The organism is Mesorhizobium sp. NZP2077, from assembly GCF_013170805.1.
In the GTDB taxonomy this organism is placed as follows: Bacteria; Pseudomonadota; Alphaproteobacteria; order Rhizobiales; family Rhizobiaceae; genus Mesorhizobium.
The window spans coordinates 1,283,599-1,307,346 of record NZ_CP051293.1 but is presented as its reverse complement, the minus strand read 5'-3'; the positions used below and the strand labels follow the sequence as shown (position 1 = coordinate 1,307,346).

The 23,748-nt window shown below is 64.3% G+C and carries 20 protein-coding genes and 1 riboswitch; of the genes, 10 read left to right on the top strand and 10 right to left on the bottom strand.

Annotated elements, in window-relative coordinates; all coding sequences use genetic code 11:
* Positions 1-249: 249 nt before the first annotated feature.
* The 4 genes from HGP13_RS06365 (at position 250) to HGP13_RS06350 (ending at position 5,674) form a co-directional block, all read left to right on the top strand.
* The gene (locus tag HGP13_RS06365) at positions 250-3,621 is read left to right on the top strand and encodes a helicase-related protein (RefSeq protein ID WP_172222897.1); all 3,372 of its coding nucleotides are present in this window, start codon (positions 250-252) and stop codon (positions 3,619-3,621) included.
* 127 nt (positions 3,622-3,748) lie between these two features.
* Positions 3,749-4,135 carry an RNA-binding S4 domain-containing protein gene (locus HGP13_RS06360; RefSeq protein ID WP_172222894.1) on the top strand — a complete coding sequence of 129 codons (387 nt, stop codon included), beginning with the start codon at positions 3,749-3,751 and terminating at the stop codon, positions 4,133-4,135.
* Between the two features lie 248 nt (positions 4,136-4,383).
* The gene (gene fdxA, locus HGP13_RS06355; RefSeq protein WP_095201183.1) at positions 4,384-4,722 is read left to right on the top strand and encodes a ferredoxin FdxA; all 339 of its coding nucleotides are present in this window, start codon (positions 4,384-4,386) and stop codon (positions 4,720-4,722) included.
* A gap of 370 nt (positions 4,723-5,092) precedes the next feature.
* Complete coding sequence (locus HGP13_RS06350; RefSeq protein ID WP_010911999.1) at positions 5,093-5,674, top strand: CarD family transcriptional regulator; 582 nt, start codon at positions 5,093-5,095, stop codon at positions 5,672-5,674.
* 80 nt (positions 5,675-5,754) lie between these two features.
* On the opposite strand, the gene HGP13_RS06345 is transcribed toward HGP13_RS06350, so the two are convergent.
* From HGP13_RS06345 to HGP13_RS06335, 3 genes are all read right to left on the bottom strand, one after another.
* Positions 5,755-6,528, bottom strand: coding sequence for an amino acid ABC transporter ATP-binding protein (locus HGP13_RS06345; RefSeq protein WP_172222891.1), 774 nt, complete (start codon positions 6,526-6,528; stop codon positions 5,755-5,757).
* Positions 6,525-7,205 carry an amino acid ABC transporter permease gene (locus HGP13_RS06340; RefSeq protein WP_172222888.1) on the bottom strand — a complete coding sequence of 227 codons (681 nt, stop codon included), beginning with the start codon at positions 7,203-7,205 and terminating at the stop codon, positions 6,525-6,527. The genes HGP13_RS06345 and HGP13_RS06340 overlap by 4 nt, the downstream gene beginning before the upstream one ends.
* A 127-nt stretch (positions 7,206-7,332) precedes the next feature.
* On the bottom strand, positions 7,333-8,106 hold the full coding sequence (locus tag HGP13_RS06335) for an amino acid ABC transporter substrate-binding protein (RefSeq protein ID WP_172222885.1): 774 nt from the start codon (positions 8,104-8,106) through the stop codon (positions 7,333-7,335).
* A gap of 328 nt (positions 8,107-8,434) precedes the next feature.
* On the opposite strand from HGP13_RS06335, the gene HGP13_RS06330 reads away from it, so the two are divergent.
* Positions 8,435-9,298 (top strand): RNA polymerase factor sigma-32, encoded by an 864-nt coding sequence (locus tag HGP13_RS06330; RefSeq protein ID WP_172222882.1) that lies wholly within the window; start codon positions 8,435-8,437, stop codon positions 9,296-9,298.
* A 17-nt stretch (positions 9,299-9,315) separates the two neighbouring features.
* On the opposite strand, the gene HGP13_RS06325 is transcribed toward HGP13_RS06330, so the two are convergent.
* The 4 genes from HGP13_RS06325 to thiB form a co-directional block, all read right to left on the bottom strand.
* A complete protein-coding gene (locus HGP13_RS06325; protein WP_172222879.1) occupies positions 9,316-10,785 on the bottom strand; it encodes a M48 family metalloprotease in 1,470 nt (489 codons plus the stop codon).
* 260 nt (positions 10,786-11,045) lie between these two features.
* Positions 11,046-11,822: a thiamine ABC transporter ATP-binding protein gene (gene thiQ, locus HGP13_RS06320; protein WP_172222876.1), complete on the bottom strand. Its 777-nt coding sequence runs from the start codon at positions 11,820-11,822 to the stop codon at positions 11,046-11,048.
* Positions 11,815-13,440 (bottom strand): thiamine/thiamine pyrophosphate ABC transporter permease, encoded by a 1,626-nt coding sequence (gene thiP, locus HGP13_RS06315; RefSeq protein WP_172234626.1) that lies wholly within the window; start codon positions 13,438-13,440, stop codon positions 11,815-11,817. The genes thiQ and thiP overlap by 8 nt, the downstream gene beginning before the upstream one ends.
* An 8-nt stretch (positions 13,441-13,448) precedes the next feature.
* Positions 13,449-14,447, bottom strand: coding sequence for a thiamine ABC transporter substrate binding subunit (gene thiB, locus HGP13_RS06310; protein WP_172222874.1), 999 nt, complete (start codon positions 14,445-14,447; stop codon positions 13,449-13,451).
* A gap of 43 nt (positions 14,448-14,490) precedes the next feature.
* Positions 14,491-14,605: riboswitch (TPP riboswitch) on the bottom strand.
* An 88-nt stretch (positions 14,606-14,693) separates the two neighbouring features.
* On the opposite strand from thiB, the gene HGP13_RS06305 reads away from it, so the two are divergent.
* The 4 genes from HGP13_RS06305 (at position 14,694) to HGP13_RS06290 (ending at position 17,823) form a co-directional block, all read left to right on the top strand.
* Entirely contained in the window at positions 14,694-15,353 is a 660-nt protein-coding gene (locus HGP13_RS06305; RefSeq protein ID WP_172222872.1) for a thiamine diphosphokinase, read from the top strand.
* A 1-nt stretch (position 15,354) separates the two neighbouring features.
* Positions 15,355-17,175, top strand: a complete 1,821-nt coding sequence (locus HGP13_RS06300) for an ABC-F family ATP-binding cassette domain-containing protein (RefSeq protein WP_172222870.1) — start codon at positions 15,355-15,357, stop codon at positions 17,173-17,175.
* A 106-nt stretch (positions 17,176-17,281) separates the two neighbouring features.
* Entirely contained in the window at positions 17,282-17,524 is a 243-nt protein-coding gene (locus tag HGP13_RS06295; RefSeq protein ID WP_027053876.1) for a type II toxin-antitoxin system CcdA family antitoxin, read from the top strand.
* Complete coding sequence (locus HGP13_RS06290) at positions 17,524-17,823, top strand: CcdB family protein (RefSeq protein ID WP_172222868.1); 300 nt, start codon at positions 17,524-17,526, stop codon at positions 17,821-17,823. The genes HGP13_RS06295 and HGP13_RS06290 overlap by 1 nt, the downstream gene beginning before the upstream one ends.
* Before the next feature lie 26 nt (positions 17,824-17,849).
* Here the strand turns inward: HGP13_RS06290 and HGP13_RS06285 are convergent, their stop codons facing one another.
* Together HGP13_RS06285 and HGP13_RS06280 are read right to left on the bottom strand one after the other, a co-directional pair.
* Entirely contained in the window at positions 17,850-19,565 is a 1,716-nt protein-coding gene (locus tag HGP13_RS06285) for a hypothetical protein (protein ID WP_172222866.1), read from the bottom strand.
* A 76-nt stretch (positions 19,566-19,641) separates the two neighbouring features.
* Entirely contained in the window at positions 19,642-20,940 is a 1,299-nt protein-coding gene (locus tag HGP13_RS06280; protein ID WP_172222864.1) for an adenylosuccinate synthase, read from the bottom strand.
* A 213-nt stretch (positions 20,941-21,153) separates the two neighbouring features.
* On the opposite strand from HGP13_RS06280, the gene HGP13_RS06275 reads away from it, so the two are divergent.
* Positions 21,154-22,065, top strand: coding sequence for a DMT family transporter (locus tag HGP13_RS06275; RefSeq protein WP_172222862.1), 912 nt, complete (start codon positions 21,154-21,156; stop codon positions 22,063-22,065).
* 54 nt (positions 22,066-22,119) lie between these two features.
* Here the strand turns inward: HGP13_RS06275 and serA are convergent, their stop codons facing one another.
* Positions 22,120-23,721 (bottom strand): phosphoglycerate dehydrogenase, encoded by a 1,602-nt coding sequence (serA, locus tag HGP13_RS06270; protein WP_172222860.1) that lies wholly within the window; start codon positions 23,719-23,721, stop codon positions 22,120-22,122.
* Positions 23,722-23,748 lie beyond the last annotated feature (27 nt).

Sequence of the window (23,748 nt, the reverse complement as noted above, 5' to 3'; positions counted from 1 at the left end):
CGAAATCCACATGTAGCCGTGAACAAAAGCTGAATCTGTCGGAGTCACTGATTCGTCGCCGATTCGTTCCAGACTCGTTCCAACTCTTAATCAGCAACCACTTAAGGGCTTGACAGCGAGGCCTTCGAGCCGCTGGCGGAACATTCCGCTTTCGCTTCGCGCCCGAAATCCCTATGTGTCGCCTGTCATACGCGCCAGTTGGGGCGCGCTCCCGACAACCAGAGGCCAGAAAGCCTTATTTCCAGGTCGATGAACATCCAGCCGAAACACACTGAGCCGCTGATCCTGTCGGGCCGCGACGTGACCGCGGTGCTTGGCCCGACCAACACCGGCAAGACCCACCTCGCCATCGAGCGTATGGTGGCGCACGAAACCGGTGTCATCGGCCTGCCGCTCCGGCTGCTGGCCAGGGAGGTCTACAGCCGCGTCTGCGAAAAGGTCGGCGCCCACAAGGTCGCGCTGATCACCGGCGAGGAGAAGATCCAGCCGCCCGGCGCGAAATATTCTGTCTGCACCGTCGAGGCCATGCCGCGCGAGACAGACGCCGCCTTCGTCGCCATCGACGAGGTGCAGCTGGCCGGCGACCTCGAACGCGGCCACATCTTCACCGACCGCATCCTGCATCTGCGTGGCCGCCAGGAAACGCTGCTGCTGGGTGCCGCTACCATGCACGGCATCCTCCAGCGCTTGCTGAAGGGCGTCTCGGTGGTGACGCGGCCGCGGCTGTCGCATCTGGCCTATGCCGGTTCGAAGAAACTGACCCGACTGCCCCGCCGCACGGCGATCGTCGCTTTCTCGGCCGACGAGGTCTATGCCATCGCCGAACTGATCCGCCGCCAGCAGGGTGGAGCGGCCGTCGTGCTAGGGGCGCTCTCGCCGCGCACCCGCAATGCCCAGGTGGCGCTGTTCCAGTCAGGCGATGTCGACTATCTCATCGCCACTGACGCCATCGGCATGGGCCTCAACCTCGATCTCGACCATGTCGCCTTCGCCCAGAACCGCAAATTCGACGGCTACCAGTATCGCAATTTGACGGCGGCCGAGCTTGGCCAGATCGCCGGCCGCGCCGGCCGGCATCTGCGCGACGGCACCTTTGGCGTTACCGGCCAGGTCGACCCGCTCGACGAAGACCTGGTCAAGAAGATCGAAGGCCATGATTTCGAGCCGGTGAAGGTGCTGCAGTGGCGCACCGCCCATTTCGACTTCGCCAGTCTGGATGCATTGAAACGCTCGATCGAGACCAACGCGCCGGTCGAGGGCCTGACGCGGGCGCTGCCGGCGGTGGACGCGCAGGCGCTCGAATACCTCTCCCGCGACGAGGACATCCGTGCGCTCGCCACCAATGCCAAGCGCGTGGCGCTGCTGTGGGAAGCCTGCGCGCTGCCCGACTACCGCAAGATCGCGCCCGCCCAGCATGCCGACCTCATCGCCTCGATCTATATGGACCTTGCCCGCCATGGCCATGTCGACGAAAACTACATGGCCGAGCAGGTGCGCCGCGCCGACACCACCGAGGGCGACATCGACACACTGTCGCACCGCATTGCCCAGATCCGCACCTGGACATTCGTGTCGAACCGGCCCGGCTGGCTGGCCGATCAGGCACACTGGCAGGAAAAGACGCGCGAAATCGAAGACAGATTGTCGGATGCGTTGCATGAGCGGTTGACGAAACGCTTCGTAGACCGCAGGACTTCCGTCCTCATGCGGCGCCTTAGAGAAAATACCATGCCTGAAGCCGAAATTAGTCCTACCGGAACCGTTCTTGTCGAAGGCCACCATGTCGGCGAGTTGCAAGGGTTCCGCTTCACCGCCGACCAGACCGCCGGCGGCGAAGACGCCAAGGCCGTGCGCACGGCCGCGCAAAAAGCGCTGGCCGCCGAATTCGAGGCGCGCGCCGAACGTTTTGGCGCTTGCGCCAATGGCGACCTCGCACTTGGCTCGGACGGCACACTGCGCTGGATCGGTGCACCGATCGGGACGCTGGTTTCCGGCGAAGACGCGCTGAAGCCGCGCCTGGTTCTGCTGGCCGACGAACAGTTGACCGGCCCGGCGCGCGACAAGGTCGCCGCGCGCGCCGAACGTTTCGTCAATTTCCAGATTGAAAGTCTGTTGAAGCCGCTGGTCGACCTGAAGAACGCCGACCAGATTTCCGGCATCGGTCGTGGCATCGCCTTCCAGCTGGTCGAGAATTTCGGCCTCATCAACCGCCGCGATATCGCCGAGGAGATGAAGTCGCTCGACCAGGAGGGTCGTGCAGCGCTACGCCGGCTTGGCGTGCGCTTTGGCGCTTATCATGTCTTCGTGCCGGCGCTGATCAAGCCGGCGCCCGCCGGACTGGTGACCTTGCTGTGGGCGCTGACGAATGACGGCAAGGACAAGCCTGGTTTCGGCGACGTGGTCCACGCGCTGGCGTCCGGCCGCACGTCCGTGGTCATCGATCCGGCCTTCGACAAGGCCTTCTACAAGCTTGCCGGCTACCGCAATCTCGGTCGCCGCGCCGTCCGCATCGACATATTGGAACGGCTGGCGGATCTCATCCGTCCGGCGACCAACTGGAAGCCCGGCCTCGGCCAGCGTCCGGATGGCGCCTATGACGGCCAGTCCTTCATGGTGACGCCGCCGATGATGTCGATCCTCGGCGCCACCGCCGACGACATGGAAGAGATCCTCAAGGGTCTCGGCTATCGCGCCGAGCCGAAGCCGGCGGCGGAGGTCAAGGCGCGGCTCGAAGCGCAGGACACTGCCGCGCGGGAAGCCGTGGCTGCGAAACGTGCAGCGGAAGAGGCTGCACGTGCCGAGCAGGCCAGGGCTGCAGAGGCTGCCGCAACAGATGCGGTGGCGGAGGCAGCAGTCGAGGGTTCGGAACCGGCTGCTGTCGAAGCGCCGGCTGAAGTGATCGCCGAAACGGCAGAAGAACCTGTCGCCGAAGAGCCGACCGAAGCTCCGGCCGAGGTCACGGAAGAGCCCGCAACAGCGGCTGCCGCCGAAGCGGCTGCTGAACCTGCTGCCGAGCCAGAAGCGGAAGCCGAAACTGTCGAGGCCGCGGCAGCGGATCCGGTTTTCGAAGCTGTGCCGGCGACGGAAGCGGTTTCGGGCGAACCCGCAGTGGTGGCCGAGGCGGCCGCCGGCGAGCCCGCCGCCGAAGCCGAAGCACCCAAGCCGATCCTGTTGTGGCGTCAGGGCCGTTTCGAACAGCGCCCCCGCCATCACGAAGGCCGCAACAACCGCCAGCGCAACGGACAAGCACGTGGACGCAGCAATGCGCCGGCCGATGCCGCCGGCGCTCCGGCCGCAGCTGCACCTGGAGAACGCCCTGCGCACGAGGGACGACGTGACGGTGCCGGCAAGCCGCGCTTCGACCGCTCGAAGTTCAAGCCCAAGCCGCAGGCCGAAGGCGAACAGCGCCGCGACGGTCGCCCCCAAGGCGAGCGTCCTGAGCGTCGTGACGGCCGTCCCGACTGGAAGGGCGGCAGGCCCGAAGGCAAGGGCGGTCGCCCCGATCAGGGCGGCGCAAAGCCCGCCTTCCAGCCAAAGCCGCGCGAGGAGCGCCCGGTGCGCTTCGATCCGGATTCGCCCTTCGCCAAGCTCGCCGCCTTGCGCGACCAGCTGAAGAAGTAGGCCAGAGCCGGATGATTTCAGGTCGACTCGACCTGAAATCTGAATCCGCCTCTAAACTAAGAGATGGAGCATGATGTCGCCCGAAAACCGCTTCGCACTTTTCGGCATCATGCTCTAGGCGGGTTCGATGGTTGCAGAAGGCCGCCAGCGGATCGACAAATGGCTCTTCTTCTCGCGCGCGGTGAAATCACGCTCGCTGGCGGCGAAGCTGGTCGTCGCGGGGCGGGTGCACATCAATCGCGACAAAGCAGCGCAGGCCTCCGATCTGGTCAAGCCGGGCGACGTCCTAACCATCACGCTCGACCGGCGCATCTTCGTCTGGAAGGTGCTCGGCGCCGGTGTCCGGCGCGGCCCGGCGGAGGAAGCCCGCACCCTCTATGAGGACATGTCGCCGCCGCCCGCACCGAAGGGTGAGGCGCTTCCCGATGCTATCCCGGCGCTGCGCGAGGCCGGCAGCGGCCGCCCGACCAAGAGAGAGCGCCGCCAGACCGACCGCTTGCTTGGCGAAGATTGAGGCTGCCGACCGGAACGGGGGCCGCGATCTCAGGTCAACGGCGGACGCGCGACGGAACCGAACCCGGCAAACAACACGCTCAACGCGACATCGCACGCCCCTGGCGCGCTTGCTGCCTGGAATTCCATTCCGGAAACGCCGAAGCCGTCGGGCATGGCAACCCTTGCAAGCGACGGGCAAAGGCGTTACCTCACGGAAAAAGCCCAAGAAAACTGGCCCATTTAGCTGGGACGTCCCGGAGCCGATCGATGACCTATGTCGTGACCGACAATTGCATCAAATGCAAATATATGGACTGCATCGAGGTCTGTCCGGTCGACTGTTTCTATGAAGGGGAGAACATGCTCGTCATCCATCCCGACGAGTGCATCGACTGCGGCGTCTGCGAGCCCGAATGCCCCGCCGACGCGATCAAGCCCGACACCGAGCCCGGCCTCGACAAATGGCTGCAGATCAACACCGAATATGCCGACAAATGGCCCAACATCACCGCCAAGAAGGAGCCGCCGGCAGACGCCAAGACCTTCGACGGTGAGGCAGGCAAGTTCGAGAAATACTTCTCGGCCGAACCCGGCGAAGGCGATTGACAACAAGGCCGCGAAAGCCGGTATTACGCTAGGTAAGAGCCTTGCCGCATCAACCGCCTTGACAGGCGGCGCGGACCTATGGCCTTCGCGAATGCAGCAAAACCTTGATTCTTCCGACTTTTTGTGTTACATCAGCGAAACATGCCGGTGACACAACGTCGATTTATGGCGCAGACGCCCCAAATCACTGAAAGGTGAAAATCCCACTCCGGACCAGAGCGATCTGGGCCAGGCGGTCGCAGTTCGTGCGGTTTGCCGGTCCCGGCCTTTCCGGTGGGTTCATCTGTTGTGCGGCTAACGATCGGTTTCCCCGGTCGCACGAGTTCGGGCCGGCAGGACGCCGGTACCACAACAAGGAGTTCAGGGCGTAATGGCAACGATCACCCCCCAGAAGAAGTCCACTGGTGCGCGTCATGGTTTCAAGACCGGCGAGTACATCGTCTACCCGGCGCACGGCGTTGGCCAGATCGTGTCGATCGACGAGCAGGAAGTGGCTGGCCACAAGCTTGAACTGTTCGTCATCGACTTCCAGAAGGACAAGATGCGCCTGAAGGTTCCGGTCGCCAAGGCGACCTCCATCGGCATGCGCAAGCTGTCGGAAGAGGATTATGTCGAGCGCGCGCTGAAGGTCGTGCAGGGCCGCGCCCGCGTCAAGCGCACCATGTGGTCGCGCCGCGCCCAGGAATATGATGCCAAGATCAATTCGGGCGACCTGATCTCTATCTCGGAAGTCGTGCGCGACCTCTACCGCGCCGACAACCAGCCGGAGCAGTCCTATTCCGAACGCCAGCTCTATGAGGCGGCACTCGACCGCATGGCCCGCGAGATCGCGGCCGTCAACCGCATGTCGGAAACCGAAGCCGTGCGCCTGATCGAGGTGAACCTCAACAAGGGCCCTAAGCGCGGCGCCAAGGCCGACAATGAGGAAGCCGAGCAGGAAGAAGCTGCCTGATCGCTTTCGCCTCTGGATTTGAAAAACCCGGCCTCGCGCCGGGTTTTTTGTTTTTCGGACTGGCGAAACAACGGCCGCGCCTACGCCTGGCCGCCGCCTTCCTTCTCCGCCTCCTGCTTCAGCGTCGCGATGAACCGCTTCGTGCGTTGCTGCTCCGGATTGCCGAACAGCACGGCGGAAGGCCCCTTCTCGACGATGACGCCAGCATCGAGGAACACCGCTTCCTGCGCGATCTTGGAGGCAAGCCGCAGATCATGCGTCGCCATCACCATGGTCGTGCCCTCGCTGGCGAGCTTCCCCAGCACGTCGACCACTTCTTGCGCCAGTTCCGGATCGAGCGCCGAAGTCGGCTCGTCGCACAGCAGCACTTTCGGCGACGGCGCCAGCGCACGCGCGATCGCCACGCGCTGTTGCTGGCCGCCCGACAGCGTCGCCGGCCAGGCATCGGCCTTGTGCGCCATGCCGACCTTTTCCAGCAAAGCAAGCGCCCGCTCGCGCGCCTTCTCCGTCGGCCATTTCAGCACCGTCACCAGCCCTTCCATCACATTATCGATCGCCGTGCGATGCGGGAATAGCTGGAAATTCTGGAACACCATGCCGGTCTGCAGGCGCAGGCGCTGGATATCCTTGGCCGCGACCTTGCCGCCTGGCCGGAACTCGAGCGTCTCATCGCCAATGCGCACGGTTCCCGAGGTGGGTATCTCCAGCAGGTTGATGCAGCGCAGAAGCGTACTCTTGCCACCGCCGGAGGGGCCGACGAGGGCAGTGACACTGCCTTCGGCGATGGTAACGGTGACACCCTTCAGCACGAGATTGTCGCCGAAGCGCTTTTCGATGTTGCTGAGGCCGATCATGAGCGTGCCTCCAGGAAGCCGCCATAGCGGTTGAGCCGGCTTTCCAGCCGCGTCTGCAGGGCCGACAGCACCGAGCTCAGCGCCAGATAGAGGATCGCCGCCTCGACATAGAGGATCAGCGGCTCATAGGTGGTGGCGACGATGCGCTGCGCCGCCTGGAACATCTCCGGCACGGTGATGGCGGCGGCCAGCGAAGTGTCCTTGACCAGCGAGATGAAGGTGTTGGAGAGCGGCGGCACCGCGAACCGGCCGGCCTGCGGCAGGATGGTGCGCCGCATCGCCTGGCTCCAGGTCATGCCAATCGAATAGGCGGCTTCCCACTGGCCTTTCGGCACCGAACCGATCGCAGCACGGATGATCTCCGACGTGTAGGCGCCGATGTTGAGCGTGAAGCCGATCAGCGCGGCCGTGAAAGCGTCGAGCAGGATGCCGACCGACGGCAGGCCGTAGAAGATCAGGAATAGCTGCACCAGGAGCGGCGTGCCGCGGAAGATCCAGACATAGAAGCGCACCAGGGCGACCAGCGGCTTCGGCCCGAACAGCCGGCCGAGTGCTGCCCCGAGGCCAACCGTCAAGCCGAGGACGAAGGACAGCAGCGTCAACGGTACGGTGAAGATCAGAGCGGCCCAGAGCAGCGAAGGCAGCGACTCCAGCATCAGTTGCAGCCAGTGCGGCACGAATGGCCCTCCAGAATGAATGGTCGAAATGCGAATGCAGGCGTCATATCACGACAAAAGCGGGGAGCCGGCAAAAACGGCTCCCGCTGGATCCTTGCAGGGCGACAATCGGCCCGCCTCGAAAAAATTACTTCGAAACGTCCTGGCCGAAATAGGTGTCGGCGATCTTCTTGTAGGTGCCGTCAGCCTTGATGTCGGCCAGCGCCTTGTTGATGGCGGCAACCAGTTCCGGATCGCCCTTGCGCACGATGACGCCGGAATAGTCGGCGTTTTCCGCTTGCGCGGCGACCTTCACATTGGCGTCGGGCTTGTGCTTCTTGAAGTCGAGGAACGACAGGCTGTCGTTGATCGTGGCGTCGGCGCGGCCGGTCAAAAGCAGTTGGATCGACTGGTCGAAGCCGTCGGTGCCGACGAGTTCGGCGCCGTTTGTCTCGGCCAGTTTGCCGAAGTTCGAGGTCAGCGACTGCGCCGACTTCTTGCCCTTGAGATCGGCGAAAGTCTTGATGTCGCTGTTGTCGCCGCGCACGATCAGCACGGCCTTGGAGGCAATGTAGGGATCGGAAAAGTCGTACTTGGCCTTGCGGGCATCGGTGATGCCGACCTCGTTGATGACGGCGTCATAACGGCTGACGTCGAGGCCGGCGATCAATCCATCCCATTTGCCTTCGAGGAACTCGACCTTGACGCCAAGCTTGTCGCCGATCGCCTTGGCGATCTCGACATCGAAGCCGACCAGCGCGCCGGAAGCGTCATGATAGGTGAAGGGTGCGTAAGTGCCCTCGGTGCCAACCTTGAGGGTGCCGGCCTGCTTGATCTGATCGAGATTCGCGCCGGCATGGCCCGATGTGACCGCCAGAACCTGCAGCGTTCCAGCGACGATAAACGACTTGAGCCATTTCATTTTTCTGTGATCCCGTCTTTGGCCTGATGTCAGGCATGTTGTGAGGGCTGGAAAATGGCAGATGCGACCGGAAAGAATAAGGAACTGGTTTTCAAAAACAGCTTGTTTCTGAAATCAGATTCTTGAACTTCCGTTTCTTGGCGATATTCGAAGTCGTTACTGGCCCGTGCGGACATCGTTCAAGCAAGATGATCCGCCTGGCAACAGCCAGGGAACCATTCCCGCACACCGCACGTTTTGGCTGTTCTAGGGCGGGACGCCGCGATTTCAACCGGTGCCCTGCCAAGTTCGCAACATCAGTCATATCGCCTGAGCCAGGGAGCGCCTCATGATGGAAGACACGGCAGGACGGATCATGGTCCGCGCGGCGATGAAAGCGCCCTACCTCGAACGGGACGAGGAACATCGGCTGGCCTTGCTGTGGAAGGAAGACAACGATCAGAACGCGCTGCACTGCATCACTGTCGCCCATATGCGGCTGGTCATTTCCATGGCCTCCAAATTCCGCCACTACGGCCTGCCGCTCGGCGACCTGATCCAGGAAGGACATGTCGGCCTGCTCGAGGCCGCCGCCCGCTTCGAGCCCGAGCGCGAAGTGCGGTTTTCGACCTATGCGACATGGTGGATCCGCGCCTCGATGCAGGATTACATCCTGCGCAACTGGTCGATCGTGCGCGGCGGTACCAGCTCGGCGCAGAAAGCTCTGTTCTTCAACTTGCGACGGTTGCGTGCCCGGCTGGCGAACGGCGCGGAGCCGCTTTCCAACACAACCCTCTACCGCGAGGTGTCGGTCGCGCTTGGCGTCTCCGAGGCCGACGTGGCGATGATGGATTCACGGCTGTCGGCGCCTGACTCCTCACTCAACATGCCGCTTGGCGACGATGCCGGCGCCACCGAGCGGATGGACTTTCTTGTCTCCGACGACCCGCTGCCCGATGAGATTGTCGGCGACAAGATCGACGTGGCACGTCGCTCGCTGTGGCTGAAAGAGGCTCTTCACGCGCTCAATGCGCGGGAACTCAGGATCATCGAGGAACGCCGGCTGAACGATGAGGGCGCCACGCTCGAAGCGCTCGGCGAGACGCTCGGCATTTCCAAGGAACGCGTCCGCCAGATCGAGGCCCGCGCCATGGAAAAGCTGAAGGTCGCGCTGGTGAAACAGAATCCGGAATTTCTGGCGACAGCCGCCTGATCCCGCCGCGACTGACGCTATTTGTCCGTAACGATCTTGACCTTGTCGCCGGCCGAAACCGCGGCACCGGGCGACAGCGCATTGAGCACCCGGAACAAATCGAGCTTGCGGTCGACGCCGACCATCTGCGCGGCGAGCGTGCCCATGGTCTGGCCCGGCTGCACGGTAAGCACGCGGATATGCAGCGGCTTCAAGGCCGCCTTTTCCGCGGGGCTCAGGATACGGAACGAACCACTGACCGAGCGCGCCACCGTCTCCAGCGAGGTGCTGGCCGACGGCGCCGCGGTCAGCAGCCGGTAGACCTGGCCGCCGGCACGGATCACCGCGATGTCGAACTGCCAGCCTTCTGCACCGGCATGCGCGGTCGCGGCCTCGTTGCCGTTGATGGTTTCCTGCTTGACCGTGCTGTCGTCGAGACCCGCCACCCAGCCGCTTCTGATGTAATCGGTCAGGGCGCGGTTCTTGTCGATCGAAACGCCATCGAAACGGATCGCAATGTCGCCCGGCCCGGTCGCCGTCACCGCTGCCGCCGAATTGTCGATGATGAAACCGTCCGGCACCGTGAACGACACACCGAGGCCCGGATGCAGGAAGGTCTCGCCGCGCACATAACCTTCTTCCGGCGTGTCGCCATAGAGCAGCCCGTCAATGCCGGCGAGGAAGGAATCGCGGTCACGCGTGCCGACGCCGGGCGCGCCGAACTGGCGGGCATGGCGCTGCGCCAGATCAATGCGCTGCGGCGTGTTGGGGTGCGTCGCCAGGAAGTCGAGGCTGGCGTCGGTGGCGCCGCTGATCGAACGGAAATCGGTGTATGCCGACATCGACTGCAGGAAGCGTCCGGCGGCGTAAGGATCGTAGCCCGCTTCGCCGATCGACTTGATGCCGATGGCGTCTGCCTCCAGTTCCTGGTTGCGCGAGAACTGTGCCAGCCTGAGCTTGCCACGGATCAGCGCCGCCTTGGCCGTCGGGCTGTCGCCGAGCACGTCCGAGACCACCTTGGTCGCCAGGCCTTCCTCGGCCTCCAGCTGCTGACGCTGCAGGCCGTGATTGGCGGTGACGTGGCCCATCTCATGCGCGATGACGGCGGCTAGCTCGGACGAATCATTGGCCAGCGCCAGCAGGCCGCGCGTGATGTAGAGATAGCCGCCCGGCAGCGCGAAGGCGTTGACGTTGGGCGAGTTGAGAATGGTGATGCGATAGGTCTGGGTCGGGTTGGCCGACACCACGGTCAGGTTGCCTACGACCTTGGCGACCATGCGCTCGAGCTTGGGATCGGAATATTCGCCGCCATAGGTGGCCAGGATGCGCGGATGCTGCGCCTTGGCCAGCTCCGCGAGCTTGTTGTTGGCGCCGACATTGTCAACCGTGATCGGCTTGTCGGAAGGCTGGAAGCCTGATTCCTGCACGTCCGGAGGCGTGAACATCTGGCAGCTTGCCAAGGCCACGGCAACGCCGGCCAGCGCCAGAAAGCGCGCCAGCGGATTCATTCTTAGCCTGTCAACGCCGATCGCCAGAACGGCTTCCTTTCGGGTCCCGGCGCATGACGACGATGATCGGGGGCGATCTTCGAAGAGTGTCACGCGCTACTTCAAACTGCTACAGCATCCGTCGCACGTCCCTCAGGGCGGACGGCGGATGCTGTAGGCAAATCACGGCGTTTGCCGGACCGGTATTGAGCGGACCTAGCCACACTACTCCAGTCATGGCAAGCAAGCGCCACATTGCCTCGAACCGGTTTGGGCGTAAATTATGTCCGCTTCCGGGCAATATCTCGTGATCCAGCCGTCTGGATGCTTGTGCCAACATAGCGCCGGAACGCCTCCGGGCCAGCCCCGGCAAAAAAATCGGCCGCCGTGCCGGTGGCAGCAACAGTGCCATTGTCAAGGAACACCACATTCTGGCCGATACGGCGGGCATCTTCCGGCTGGTGCGTGACGAAAAGGACCGTCATGCCGCGTTCGGCATGGAGGCCGGCAACCAGGTCGAGCATGTCGTCGCGCAAGGCGGGTCCAAGCGAGGCAAAGGACTCGTCGAGCAGAAGCACCGGGCGATCGCGCACCAGCACGCGCGCCAGGGCAACGCGCTGGCGTTCGCCACCGGAAAGTTCGCGCGGTAGGCGTTTTTCCTTGCCGGCAAGGCCGGTGCGCGCAAGCGCCTCGGCGATGGCGCTTCGATCGGCTTCGGTCAGCCGGAGCGATGGCGAGCGGCCGAGGCCGACATTCTCCTCGACGGAAAGATGGGCGAAAAGGTTGTTCTCCTGGAAAACCATCGACACTGGCCGCGCGGCCGGCGGCGAGGCGCCGACATCGACCCCGCCGATCAGTACGCGGCCGGATTGTGGTGTCTCGAAGCCGGCGACCAGGTTGAGCAGCGTCGACTTGCCCGAACCGCTCGGCCCCATGATGGCGGTGACTTCCGCTGCGGCGAAGTCGACATCGAAAGCGAACGATGCCTCGCCATAGCTGAACGAGACCTTGTCCAGCCGCACCGGAGCACCCTTCCCGCCCATCGCCCCGTCAGACATTGCGGACCTTTTCCCTTCCCAGCCAGTCCGCTGCCAGCACCAAGGCGAGGCAGACCAGGCCAAGCAACAGCGCCAGGCCGGCGGCGTCCTCGGTGCGGTAGCTGCCCATGCGCGAAAGCAGAAGGTAGGGCAAGGTCTGCACGGAATCACTGCCGAACAACGCGATGACGCCGAGATCGCCGAGCGACAGCGCCATGGCGAAGGCGAAGGCGGTGGCGAGCGGACGCCGCGATGATGGCCAGTCGACCAGCCGCAGCCTGGCCCAACCGGAGATACCCAGCTGCGCGCATAGCCGTTCATGACGCTCGCTCGCCGCGTCATAGGCGGGGCGGACGGCGCGCAGCGCGAACGGCATCGCCATGACGGCATTGACGGTGACGACCATGACCGGGGCGACGGCGAAGACGTCGCCGCCATGGCGCAGCAACAGGAACCAGCCGGCGCCGATGACGATCGGTGGCACGACCAGGACAAAGCCGGCGCCGGTATCGGTGACATGCTCAAGCAGTGTCTTTGGGCCGGTGCCGCGGCCCAGCGCCAGCGCCCGGCGGGCCATGGTCAGGGCCAGCGACAGCATCACCGAAAGCAGCGCCGACAGGAAGGCGAGCACGACGCTGGTCAGCGTCGCCTGCCGCACGGTCGCTTCGCCGGCGAGCCGGCCGAGATCGGCACCCAATCCGGCGATCACCGTGGCTGCCATCGGTCCGACAACGAACAGCAACGCCAGCACGATGAGCCCGGCGTTCAGCGACGCTTCGGTCCCGTTGACGGAGAGATAGCGGCGCGGCGCCACTGGCAGGTTGCTGTCGCCAACGACATTGGCGCCAAGCCGCGTCAGCGCCAGCACCACCAGCAAGGTCAAGGCGATCTGCAGCAATGTCAGCGTCACCGCACGCGCGGGATCGAAGTCGAATCGAAGCGCCTGATAGATGCCGACCTCCAGCGTCGTCGCGGCCGGTCCGCCGCCGAGTGTCAGCACGATGGTGAAGGAGGTGATGCAGAGCATGAAGACCAGCCCGGCGATCCCGGGCAGAGCGGCGCGCAGCATCGGCCATTCGATCAGCCGGAACGCCGCTCGCGCCCCCATGCCGAGCTGGCTCGCCAGCCGCCATTGGTCCGCGGGAATTGTCTGCAGCGCCTCGAGGAACAGCCGGACGCTGAGCGGCAGGTTGAAGAAGACGTGGGCGACCAGAATGCCGGACAGGCCGTAAATGCCTGGCCACCCCGGGCCGCCAACGGCGCTGAACAAGCCGGCAAAATAGCCGGCGCGGCCATAAAGTGCCAGGATGCCAAGCGCCGCGACGATCGCCGGCAGCGCCAGCGGCACGGCGAAGAGCTGCAGGATGAAGGCGCGGCCAAAGAAGCGCGGATGCCGCGACAGAGCACGCGCAACGAATAGTGCCGGGCCGACCGAAAGCAGCGTCGAAATGATCGCTTGCCAGAGCGTGAAGCGCACGACGCGCAGGAGATAGGGATCGAAGGCTGCCCAGGCGCCCGAAAGGTCGTGGGCGCCTTCGACAAGCAGCCCGGCAAACGCGCCGCCGATCAACAGGGTGATCGCGGCAAGCGCCACGATGCCGGCGCCGACACGAGGATCCGTGGGATGTGCCGGCGCCATCGCGTTGCCTACTTGCTCATCACCGCCAGCCATTCATCCACCCAGGCCTTGCGGTTGGCGGCAACCTCCTCGGGGCTGAACAGCAGCGTCTTGGTCGGCTTGACCAGCTTGTCGAAGGCCGGGTTGAGCGGCTTGTCGGTCTTGCCTGCCGGGAACATCCAGTTGGTCTCCGGGATGGCGTCCTGGAATTTCGGCCCGGTCATGAAGGCCATGAACTTTTCCGCCAGCGGGTTCTTCGCGCCGGTCGTGGTGATGCCGGCGACCTCGATCTGCAGATATTCGCCTTCTTCAAAGGAAGCCGCCTGGTAGCGCTCGGTGTTCTCGGCGACCATGTGATAGGCTGGCGAGGTCGTGTAGGACAGCACCATCGGCGCCTCGCCCTTGGTGAACAGGCCGTAGGCCTCGCTCCAGCCCGGCGTCACGGTCAGCACTTTTGTCTTCAGATTGGCCCAGGCTTCCGGCGCCTTGTCGCCATAGACCGACTTGATCCACAAGAGCAAGCCGAGGCCGGGTGTCGAGGTGCGCGGATCCTGGATGACGATCTTGTCGTCGGCACTGCCTTCGACCAGATCCTTAAGGCTCTTGGGCGGCGTCTTCAGCTTCTGCGTGTCATAGACGACAGCGAAATAGCCGTAGTCGAAGGGAACAAAAGTGTCGTCGGTCCAGCCGCCCGGCACGTTGACATCGCTCACCGCGCCATGCGGGGCAAACAGGCCAGAGGCCTTCGCATCGGCAGTAAGATTGGTGTCGAGGCCGAGCACGATATCGGCCTTTGTCGATGCGCCTTCGAGCTTGACGCGGTTGAGCAGCGCCACGCCATCGGCGACCGAGACAAACTCGACGTCGCAGCCGCATTCGGCCTCGAATTCCTTCTTCACCACCGGGCCGGGACCCCAGTCGGCGGTGAAGCTCTCATAAGTGTAGACAGTGAGCTTGTCCTTGGCCAAGGCCGGCCCGGACAGCGCCACGACCATGGCTGAGACAAGAGCGTATAAAAGCGTGCGCATCGGCGCCTCCTTCGTTCGAATTGAAAGGAATTGAGGCGTCGGACTGTCCGAAACGTCTAATCCCTCCGCCGGTACAAACCGGATCAGGTTCAGCGGGTTGGCGAGATTGCCTCTCAGCCGGTCCGCGAAGATCGCAGCCGGCACCCCGTTAGAGCGTTTCGACACATAGGCCCGGCCGAGGAACCGCGCAAGTGGCAGTTTGCCGGCCTTCCGTTTCCGCTGCCGGGCTGGTACAGGCCACCAGATATGAGCACATTCACCATCCTGCTTGGCGGCGATCTCATCCGCACGCCCCGGCTCGACCGCCAGGTCGAAGGCTCGCGCGTCATCGCCGCCGACGCCGGCATCGGCCATGCGCGGCTGCTCGGCCTTGTGCCTGAGCTGTGGGTGGGCGATTTCGATTCCGTGCCGGCCAATCTGCCGGACGATCTCGCCGCGGTGCCCCGCCAGACCTTTCCGGCGGAAAAGGACAAGACCGACGGCGAACTGGCGATCGCTGCAGCCCTCGACCGCGGCGCGACCCGCCTTGTGCTGGCAGGCGCTTTTGGCGGCAAGCGTGCCGACCACGCCTTCCTGCATCTGGCGCTCGCCCTGCGGCTGGCCGAGGCTGGAAGGGACGTGCTGCTGACCAGCGGCGCCCAGGAAGGCGTGCCCTTGCTGTTGGGAAAGGCCGGGTTCGACTATGCCGACGGCACGCTGTTTTCGATCCTCGGTTTTTCCGAGCTTGCCGGCTTGACCGTCTCCGGCGCCAAATGGCCGCTGAGCGAGGTCGAGGTGGCGTTCGGCTCGTCACTGACCATCTCCAACGAGGTCAAGTTCGACAAGACCGGGGGCCGCCTCGAAATCGCGCTCGGCCACGGCCGCGCACTGCTGCTCGCCCATCCCTATCCCTTGCCTGAAAGCTGACATGGCCCCGCCCCTTCTCAATCTCGACGGGATAAAACTGACCTTCGGCGGCACGCCGCTGCTCGATGGCGCAGCCTTGACGGCTTCGGCCGGTGACAAGATCGCGCTGGTCGGCCGCAACGGGTCGGGCAAGTCGACGCTGCTCAAGATCGCCGCCGGCCTGATCGAGCCGCAGGACGGCGAGGTCTTCCGCCAGCCTTCGGCGACCGTCCGCTATCTGCCGCAGATGCCCGACATGGAGGGTTTTGCCACTGTGCGCGCCTATGTCGAGGCAGGGCTGGGACCCGCCGACGATCCCTACCGCGCCAGCTATCTGATGGAGCATCTCGGCCTGTCCGGCGAAGAGCGGCCGGGCGATCTGTCGGGCGGCGAGGCGAGGCGCGCAGCGCTTGCTCGCGTCATGGCGCCGGAGCCGGACATTCTGCTTCTTGATGAGCCGACTAACCACCTCGATCTGTCGGTCATCGAATGGCTGGAAGAGGAACTCGTCCGCACCTCCTCTGCGCTTATCGTCATCTCGCACGACCGCCGCTTTCTCGAGCGCGTGTCGCGCGCCACCGTCTGGCTCGATCGCGGCCAGACCCGCAGGCTGGACAAGGGCTTTGGCCATTTCGAGGAATGGCGCGACCTGGTGCTGGAAGAAGAAGAGCGCGAGCAGCACAAGCTCGGCCGGCAGATCGTGCGCGAGGAGCACTGGTTGCGTTACGGCGTGACCGCGCGACGCAAGCGCAACATGCGCCGACTCGGCGAATTGCAGACCATGCGCAAGAATTTTCGCGGTCATCGCGGCGCCGAAGGCAACGCCACCATGGTGGCGAGCGACGCGGCCGAATCCGGCAAGCTGGTGATCGAAGCGAAAAACATCGAGAAAAGCTTTGGCGATCTCACTGTGGTCAAGGGCTTCTCGACCCGTATCCAGCGCGGCGACCGCGTCGGCCTCGTCGGACCGAACGGCGCCGGCAAGACCACGCTTTTGAAGATGCTGACCGGCGAGTTGGCGCCGGATGCCGGCTCGATCAGGCTCGGCACCAATCTGGAAATCGCCACGCTCGACCAGAAGCGCGAGGCGGTCGACCCGCAGGAAACTCTGGCGCAGTACCTGACCGACGGGCGCGGCGAAAACCTCGTCATCAATGGCGAGCAGCGCCATGTCGTCTCCTACATGAAGGACTTCCTGTTCAAGCCGGAGCAGGCACGCACCCCGGTGCGCGAGCTGTCCGGCGGCGAGCGGGCGCGGCTTATCCTGGCGCGTGTGCTGGCGCGGCCGGCGAACCTCCTGGTGCTCGATGAGCCGACCAACGATCTCGACATGGAGACGCTGGAACTGCTGCAGGAACTGGTCGCCGGTTTTGCCGGGACCGTCATCCTGGTCAGCCACGATCGTGACTTTCTCGACCGCACGGTAACCAGCCTGATCGCCCCGGACGGCGACGGGCGCTGGATCGAATATGCCGGTGGCTATTCCGACATGCTGGCGCAGCGCGGCGGCACAAGGCTCGACGACCGCAAGGCGCGCGCCAAGGCCGAAGCTGGCGACGGGTCGGCGCCAGGCAAGAGCGAGGCGGCAGCGCCAAAAGGACCGGCGAAGAAACTGTCGTTCAAGCAGAAATTTGCGCTGGAGTCGCTGCCGAAGAAAATCGAGGCGGTGATGGCGTCGATCTCGCGGCTGGAGAACAACATCGCCGATCCGGCCTTTTACGAACGCGATCCGGCCTCGTTCCAGAAGACCATCGCCGCCCTCGACAAGGAACGTGCGACACTGGCCGCACTCGAGGAAGAGTGGCTGGAATTGGAGATGCTGCGGGAAGAGATGGAGGGGTGAGGAGCGCTCGGCCATAGCGGAGGGCCGGGCGCCTCACCCATATTCGCCCGATTATTGCTCTCGTACGAGAATGCGCATATATTATGCGCATGTTGCGGAGGGTATAATGCGTAAGATTGCCTTGAATGCGATCCGTCAGCCAGCAAATCTGTCCATCGATTCCAACCTCATGAGGGAAGCCAAGGGGCTTGACGTGAATGTCTCGCGCGCCGCGGAAGCCGGCATCGCGGAGGCTGTGGCGGCTGAAAAGACGCGGCTGTGGAAGCTTGAGAACCGGGCCACGATGGATGCGTGGAACGACTATGTCGAGAAAAACGGCATTCCACTGGACGAATACCGGCAGTTCTGATGGCCCGCTATGATGTCTTCGCCGGCCGCATCGAAGGCAACTATCTGCTCGACGTCCAATCCGACCTGCTCGATAATTTCAAGACACGGGTCGTCGTCCCGCTTCTTCCGATTGCAGCGGTGCCGCCGCCGATGCGAAAGCTTCACCCGATCTTCGAGATCAATGGCCGGAAGCTGGTCATGGCGACACACCTGATTGCCACCGTTCCAATAAGCGAATTGGGTGAAAGTCGGCTGAACCTGACGAAGCACCACGACGACATTGTCGCCGCGCTCGACATGCTGTTCCAAGGTTTCTGAACGAAGGCGACCGTTACGCCGCCCTCTCAGCCCGCCGTCTTGGCCTGCCAGGCCTTGATTGCCTCGTCGAACACCTTCTCGCCGGGAATGCCCTTTTCCATGGTCAGCAGCGCCCGTCGGCCGGTCTTGTAGACAACCGGCACGTCGATCCAGTCCTGGCCGCGCAACAAGGTCATGTTGGCGTCCTCGTCGGCCTTGGTGTCGTTGAGCGCGACGAGGAAGAAGCCGTCGGCGATCTTGGCCGGAATGCCGATCAGCGGGCTGCCGGCATCCTGCTCCGAACTCTTCATGGCGACGCGCAATATGTTGTCGACACCGCCGCCCTCAAACCCGTCGGGCGTCAGGAAGATCATTTCGATGATGTGGCTGGCCGGCAGCGTCTGGTCGGTGTTGCGGCGGATGGTCATGCGCAACTGGATGTCCTTGCCGGGGATGGTTGCTTCGGCGCGGATCGCCGGCTCGGGCGGCAGGTCGCCGCCGGGCGATTCCTGCACCAGCGACCAGACGATGCTGCCGGGGTCGGCCGAACCCTGTGCCGTGCTGGTGCGCTCCTCATAGAAGATCGCCTTCTGGCCGACCGGAACCGAGGTCGCCGTCGCCGGAGCGGGCGCCGGTGTCGCGGGTGTGGCGGCTGCCGGCGGTGTACCGGTTGCCGGAGCGGGCGGCGGCGTGGCGGCGGCATCGGCCGGCGCCGCGGGCGCGGTTCCGTTGGCAGGCGGGGTTGCGGCGGGCGCGGCGCCTGCCGCGGGTGCGGTCGCAGCAGGTGCCGCAGCAGCAGGTGTCGCCGCGGCGGGCGCGGCTGCAGCCGGTGGCGCCGCGACCGGCGCATTCGTGGCGGTAGGCGGCGTCGTCAGCGCGGCGACGGATTCACCCTCGCCTATGCCGGTTTGACCACCGGCAGGGCCGGGGTCGGTTTCGCCACCTTCAGGCGTCAGCCGCTGCGTGAATTTCGTCCCTTCGGCGCCTGCCGCGGGCGCCGGAGGCGTCGCCGCCGCATCGGTCGCTGGCTTGGCCGGCGCCGGTTTCACCGGTTCGGTCTTGGCAACAACCTTGCTGCCGTCCAGGCCCAGCATCTTGCTGAAGGCGTCCTTGTTCAGCCAGATGCCATAGCCGCCGCCGGCAACGACCAGCAGGGCAACCACGGCGGCAATCAGCCCGCCATAGCTGCGCTTGCGCTCGGCCGGACGCAGGCGTGGGAAAGCGTCAGCTTCCGCGACTGGCTCCTCGTCGTTCGGGAAGACGTCATCCTGGCCATCGTCGCGATCCGCAAGCATGCCCGGCAGCGGCTGGTCCGCCGGCTTCGGGGCAGGCTGCGCCGGTGCGGGCTGCCAGCTCGGCTCGACTTTCGCGGCCGGCGGCGGCGCGGGCCGGTAGCGTTCCGGCTTGTAGGGTTCCGGCTTGGTAACCGGCGGCGCCGGCGACGCCGGCTCCGCCTTCACCGGCTGGCGCGTGTGGCTCGGCTGGTTCTTGTTGCGGTCGATCGAGGAAAAGATGTGTTCCAGTTCGGCGAGCGGATCGGCTTCCGGCACGCCCTTGGCATAGTCGCGCTCGACACTCGCAATGGCGTCTTCCAGGGAACGCTTCTGCTTGGCCACGACGTCGGCCGACAATGGCGGCGAAAATTCCGCAAGCTTCTTGACCAGCGCGGAACGCGCGCCGTCATAGGTCCGCGTGCGCGTCTCGGGCGTCGGCTCGCCATACTTGTCGAGCGCCTTTTTCAGAACAGCAACAAAATCTGCCATGCTTCAGTCGACCTGTATTTTTGCTTCCGCGCCGGCCCCCGCAAATCAGCCGCGATGCCCGGAAAGGCTTCAGAAACTAGTCTTGAAACGGATCGGTCACAAGTATTGTGTCGTCCCGTTCCGGGCTGGTGGAGAGGAGGGCGACCGGCGCGCCGATCAGCTCCTCTATGTATCGGACATATTTGACCGCCTGGGCCGGGAGATCGTTCCAACTGCGCGCGCCGGCGGTGGTGCCTTTCCACCCTTCCAGCGTCTCGTAGACCGGTTCGACACGGGCCTGTGCGCCCTGGCTCGCCGGCAGATAGTCGATCATCTCGCCGTCGAGGCGATAGCCGGTGCAGACCTTGATCTCGTCCAGCCCGTCGAGCACGTCGAGTTTGGTCAGTGCAACGCCCTTGATGCCGTTGACGGCGACAGCCTGGCGCACCAGCACCGCGTCGAACCAGCCGCAGCGGCGCTTGCGCCCGGTGACGACGCCGAATTCGTGGCCACGCGTGCCGAGGAATTCGCCGATCTCGTTCTTCTGTTCGGTCGGGAACGGACCTTCGCCGACACGCGTCGTATAGGCCTTGGTGATGCCGAGGACATAGCCGATCGCGCCCGGACCGACGCCGGAGCCGGCGGCCGCCTGCCCGGCCACGGTGTTGGACGAGGTGACGAACGGATAGGTGCCGTGGTCGATGTCGAGCAACGTGCCTTGCGCGCCCTCGAACAGGATGCGCTCGCCGGCACGGCGCTTGTCGTCGAGGATCTTCCAGACACGGTCCATATAGGGCAGGATCTCGTCGGCGACCGAGGTCAGCTCACTCAAGATCGCGTCATGCGTGACTTCGGCATGGCCAAGCCCACGGCGCAGCGCATTGTGGTGCGTCAGCAGCCTGTCGATCTTCAAGGGCAGTGTTTCCAAATCCGCCAGATCCATCACCCGCACCGCGCGCCGACCCACCTTGTCCTCATAGGCCGGACCAATGCCCCGCCGGGTCGTGCCAATCTTCGTCCCGGAATTTGAGGCGGCGTCCTCGCGAAATCCGTCCAGTTCCCGGTGCAGCGACAGGATAAGCGCTGTGTTTTCGGCTATTTTCAGGCGATCCGGCGTTACTTCGACACCTTGCGCCTTGAGCTTCGCCACCTCCGCCACGAAAGCATGCGGGTCGAAGACCACGCCATTGCCGATGATGGACAGCTTGCCCTGCCGCACGACACCGGACGGCAACAGCGACAGCTTGTAGACCTTGCCGTCGACGACCAGCGTGTGGCCGGCATTGTGGCCGCCCTGGAAACGCACCACGACGTCGGCGCGCTCCGACAGCCAGTCGACGATCTTGCCCTTGCCTTCGTCGCCCCATTGCGAGCCGACGACCACCACATTGGCCATGTTTCTTTTCCCTTGAGACGCCGCCGAGCGGCTTGGATATGGTTCGAAACGACAGGCCTCTATAGCGTCAAGACCTCGCGAGTGCGACCTTTCTTTGCCGCCGAAAATGCCCTGAGGCACAACAATTTTCGGCTTTGACATCATTTACTTGGGATGACGGGGGCAATAGGCCGGCAAACACCGCAACGCATCCGTCGCGGCCGGAATCCCGCGATGCACCGAAGCGCTTATTTATTCCTGCTGCTCACCACCCTGTTGTGGGGCGGCAATTCGGTGGCCGGCAAGCTTGCGGTCGACCACGTCTCGCCGATGATGCTGGTCTTCCTGCGCTGGGTGCTGGCGGTGGCGATCCTGCTGCCGATCGGCTGGCGCACGATCCAGGAGGACTGGCCCGTGGTGCGCCGGCACTGGTTCGTCCTGGCTGCACTCGGCGCCAGCGGCTTTACCCTGTTCAACACCATCTTCTACACGGCGCTCAACTACACGACCGCGATCAACGTCTCGATCGAACAGGCGGCGATGCCGATCCTGATCATGACAGCCAATTTCATCTTCTTCCGCCTGCGTGTGAACTGGGCGCAGATTGCAGGCGTCGTGCTGACCATTGCCGGCGTCATCCTGACCGCTTGCCACGGCGACCCGCGCCGGCTGTTGACGCTGGAACTCAATTTCGGCGACGCCATCATGCTGGTGGCGGTCATCCTTTACAGTGGCTATTCGGTCGGCTTGCGGCTGAAGCCGGCGATGCATTGGCAGAGCCTGATGCTGGCCATGTCGATCGCAGCGCTCATCACCTCGCTGCCCTTCTTGCTGTGGGAGGTCGCCGCCGGCAAGGTGATCGTGCCCGATGCACGCGGCTGGACCGTCATCATCTACACCGCGATCGGCGCCTCGGTCATTTCGCAGATAACCTACATCAGGGGCAACGAGCTGATCGGCGCCAACCGCGCCGGGCTGTTCATCAATCTGGTGCCGATCTTCGGCACGCTGCTTTCGGTGCTGATCGTCGGCGAAACGTTCCAGCTCTATCAGGCGCTGGCACTGGTCCTCGTGCTGGGCGGCATCGCGCTCGCCGAATACAGCGGACGCAGGAAGGCGATGCTGGACCGCTCCACGACGCGCTGAGCAGCAAGAAGGCGCGACCAACGCCGCGCCTTCTGATCTTGACGAAAGCAGGGATCAGACCCCGCCCACGTCGAATTGCAGCCGCTTGGCCGAGTCGATCGACTTGTGCGCCCGCACCTGCTCCAGCACTTTTTCCGGGAACGGCGCATCGAGATAGAGCAGCGCTATGGCGTCGCCGCCCGGCCGGTTGCGGCCAAGCTGGAAATTGGCGATGTTGACGCCGTTCTCGCCGCACACCGTGCCGAGCAGGCCGATAATGCCCGGCGCATCGGCGTTGGTCGTGTAAAGCATGTGCTGGCCGACCTCGGCGTCCAGGTTGATGCCCTTGATCTGGATGAAGCGCGGCTTGCCGTCCGAGAAGCAGGTGCCGGCGATCGAGCGCGTCATATGCTCGGTCTTGACCGTCAGCTTGATGTAGCCGTCGAACACGCCCGACTTGTCGCGCTTGACCTCGGCGACGATGATGCCGCGCTCCTTCACCATGATCGGCGCCGACACCATGTTGACGTCGGCGACCTGCGGCCGGATCAGCCCGGCAAGGGCAGCGCTGATCAGCGCGCGCGTGTTCATCGTCGCGGTCGAGCCATCGAACAGTATCTCGACCTCCTTGATCGGATCCTCGGTGACTTGGCCGACAAAGGCGCCGAGCACTTCGGCGAGCTTGACGAAGGGCTTCAGCCGCGGCGCTTCCTCCGCCGTGATCGACGGCATGTTGATGGCGTTGGAGACCGCGCCTTTGATCAGATAGTCCGACATCTGCTCGGCGACCTGCAGCGCGACATTCTCCTGCGCCTCCGCCGTCGAGGCGCCGAGATGCGGTGTCGCCACCACGTTTTCCATGCCAAACAGCGCGTTCTGCTCGGCCGGCTCCACCTCGAACACATCGATGCCGGCGCCCGCCACCTTGCCGCTCTTCAGCGCCGCGATCAGATCGGCCTCGACGACCAGCCCGCCGCGCGCGCAATTGATGATGCGCACGCCCTTCTTCATCTTGGCGATTGCCGCGGCATCGATGATGTTGCGCGTCTTGTCGGTCAGCGGCGTGTGCAGCGTGATGAAGTCCGCGCGCGCGAACAGCTCGTCGAGTTCGACCTTGTCGACACCCAGCTCCTCGGCGCGCTTGTCCGACAGGAACGGGTCGAAGGCGATGACATGCATCTTCAGGCCGACGCCGCGCGTGGCGACGATCGAACCGATATTGCCGCAGCCGATGACACCCAGCGTCTTGCCGGTGATCTCGACGCCCATGAAGCGGTTCTTTTCCCACTTGCCGGCATGGGTCGAGGCGTTGGCCTCCGGGATCTGCCGCGCCAGCGCAAAGATCATCGCCACGGCATGTTCGGCCGTCGTGATCGAATTGCCGAAGGGCGTGTTCATCACGATGATACCCTTGCGGCTGGCCGCCGGTATATCGACATTGTCGACGCCGATACCGGCGCGGCCGATGACCTTGAGGTTCGTGGCGGCGCTGATCAGCTTCTCGGTGACCTTGGTCGCCGAGCGGATGGCGAGGCCGTCATACTGGCTGATCACTTCGAGCAGCTTTTCCTTGTCCTTGCCGAGGTCGGGCAGATAGTCGACCTCGACGCCGCGATCCTTGAATATCTGCACGGCGGTGGGAGAGAGTTTGTCAGAGACGAGAACGCGGGGCGCCATGACGGCCTCCTTGAGAACGGGATTGTC